2 protein-coding genes are annotated in these 2,199 nt (G+C 42.2%); both read left to right on the forward strand.

Going from position 1 to position 2,199, the window contains the following annotated elements; genetic code table 11:
• Positions 1-412 precede the first annotated feature (412 nt).
• Entirely contained in the window at positions 413-805 is a 393-nt protein-coding gene (locus QZY09_RS20255; protein ID WP_295675421.1) for a hypothetical protein, read from the forward strand.
• An 18-nt stretch (positions 806-823) separates the two neighbouring features.
• Positions 824-2,199: glycoside hydrolase 43 family protein (locus QZY09_RS20260; protein ID WP_295675423.1), on the forward strand; the 1,376-nt coding region annotated here is incomplete at its 3' end.

A 2,199-nucleotide genomic window follows, 5' to 3' on the forward strand; every position in this document is an offset into this window, starting at 1 on the left:
ACCCTCGTTATGAATTATTAACATATCATTAAGAGCTATTACCATAATTGAGAATTTTTTTCAAAAAAATAGGAATATTTATTTATATATGTGGCCGGTTCTCATTAGCATTTAATAACTGGTTCCTGGTTTCTGATTAAACCGAGATTCAAATAATGCATTATGCACCGCACTTGCTGACAGAATCTGTGTTGTTGGTTCGGATGGCTCGCTAATCGAAGACAAATAAATCGTACTTCGGCTCACACTTTTCTATTAAATCCAGATGTTCGGATTTTGACGGAAGCCGGCGCTTGTCTATTAAAAAAACAAATTTATAAAATCAAACTTAATGATATTGAAAGCTCTGATAATCACCACCATTTTAACAAGGTGTATTTTTTTAACAATCGGTTGCTTTACACACTCCGGTTTGAAAACGACCGGCCCTGATAAGCGAATAGTTAATCACTTTTTTATAATCAATAGGCGCACTTTTTATACCATTAAATCTAATCAACGTGCCATCGCGGATACTTCAGGAACTGGCTGGGTATTCAATCAACAACCTTTAAGGCTTGAATACAAGTTAAGATTTTCGAGTAAATACAATTTACAGGAGCAGTATTCGTCATTATGGGTCTACAGCCACGTCATCATTCACTATGCTGGTTATTTAATTCAGCATAACGATACCGGACCTAACCGCATAGCCGAGAATGCATCGACGGAGTTGCCTCTCGCTACCTGGCACATCAAAGCGGTGAAAATACAGTCGCCACGTCTATCGTACCTTTTAGGTCCCCCCCCGGCAAATGCATTTTAAAATTTGTTATTATAGTTTATGAACAGAATCTTTTTTATCGGTATAATATTTTTCATGATCAGTCAGCGTAGTAACGGCCAAACCGGTACAGATAGCCATAAATGGGGATATTGGCAAAACTGGGGGGACTCCGGGAATGGCATTTATAATAACCCAATCATCCCTGCGGATTACAGCGATATTGACTGTATTCGGGTAGGATCAGTTTACTATGCGATATCGTCGACGTTCCAATATTCTCCAGGCTTGGTCATCCTCCGATCCAAAGACCTTGTAAACTGGACTATTCTGGGGCACGCGGTAAAGGATCTCAACCAGATTTCGCCGGAGATGAATTGGAAAAAGATGAACAGGTACGGAAAAGGAATTTGGGCCGGTGCAATCAGGTATCATGCTGATAGATTTTGGATTTACTTTGGCACACCTGATGAAGGCTATTTTATGAGTACCGCTAAAAACGCGGAGGGCCCATGGTCACCATTACACTGTGTATTGCGGCAAAAGGGATGGGACGACTGCTGCCCTTTCTGGGATGATGACGGGCAGGCTTATTTAGTTGGGACGCATTTCTCCGAAGGGTATCAAATACATCTTTTTAAAATGACCCCAGATGGAAAACAACTAATTAAAGGCGCAGACAAAATTATCCATCAGTCAAAGGGAAGCGAAGCAAATAAACTGTATAAGATCAACGGCACCTATTACCATCTGTTTAGCGAAGTAAAACATGACGGCCGTGCATTGATGATGGAGCGATCCAATTCATTACAAGGTCCTTATTTAGAGACCAAACAATTAAGCTATACACAGCAGCATATAAACGAGCCGAACCAGGGAGGACTGGTACAAACCCAGAATGGCGATTGGTTTTTTTTGACACATCATGGTACAGGTGACTGGTCTGGCCGCGTCATCAGTTTATTACCGGTACTTTGGACTGACGGATGGCCGTTAATTGGAAAAGTAACGCCACCCAGGCAGATGGGCGAAATGGTTTGGTCAGGTAAAATGCCTCTTTCAACGAATAACACCTCTAATTATCAAACCAGTGACGAATTCAACGAATCGGAACTACAGCCACAATGGGAATGGAACTATCAACCACGTAATGACAAATGGTCATTAACCGAGCGAAAAGGGTGGCTACGTTTGAAGGCATTTAAGCCTATAACAGCCGGTGACTTGCTCAAGGCCGGCAATACGCTTACGCAAAGAAGCTTGCGCACTAAAACCAATGAAGTAATAATTCGCCTGGATATCCGGGGCATGGCAAAAGGCCAAAAAGCTGGGCTTGCCCATTTCGGTGTACCTGATTACGCAGCTTTAGGCGTCTGCGCTAGGGGTAAGGCTAAATGGCTGGAATTTTCAAAGAACGGCCTTATTCAGGAAGGACA

Source organism: uncultured Mucilaginibacter sp. (genome assembly GCF_903913935.1).
Lineage (GTDB): Bacteria > Bacteroidota > Bacteroidia > Sphingobacteriales > Sphingobacteriaceae > Mucilaginibacter.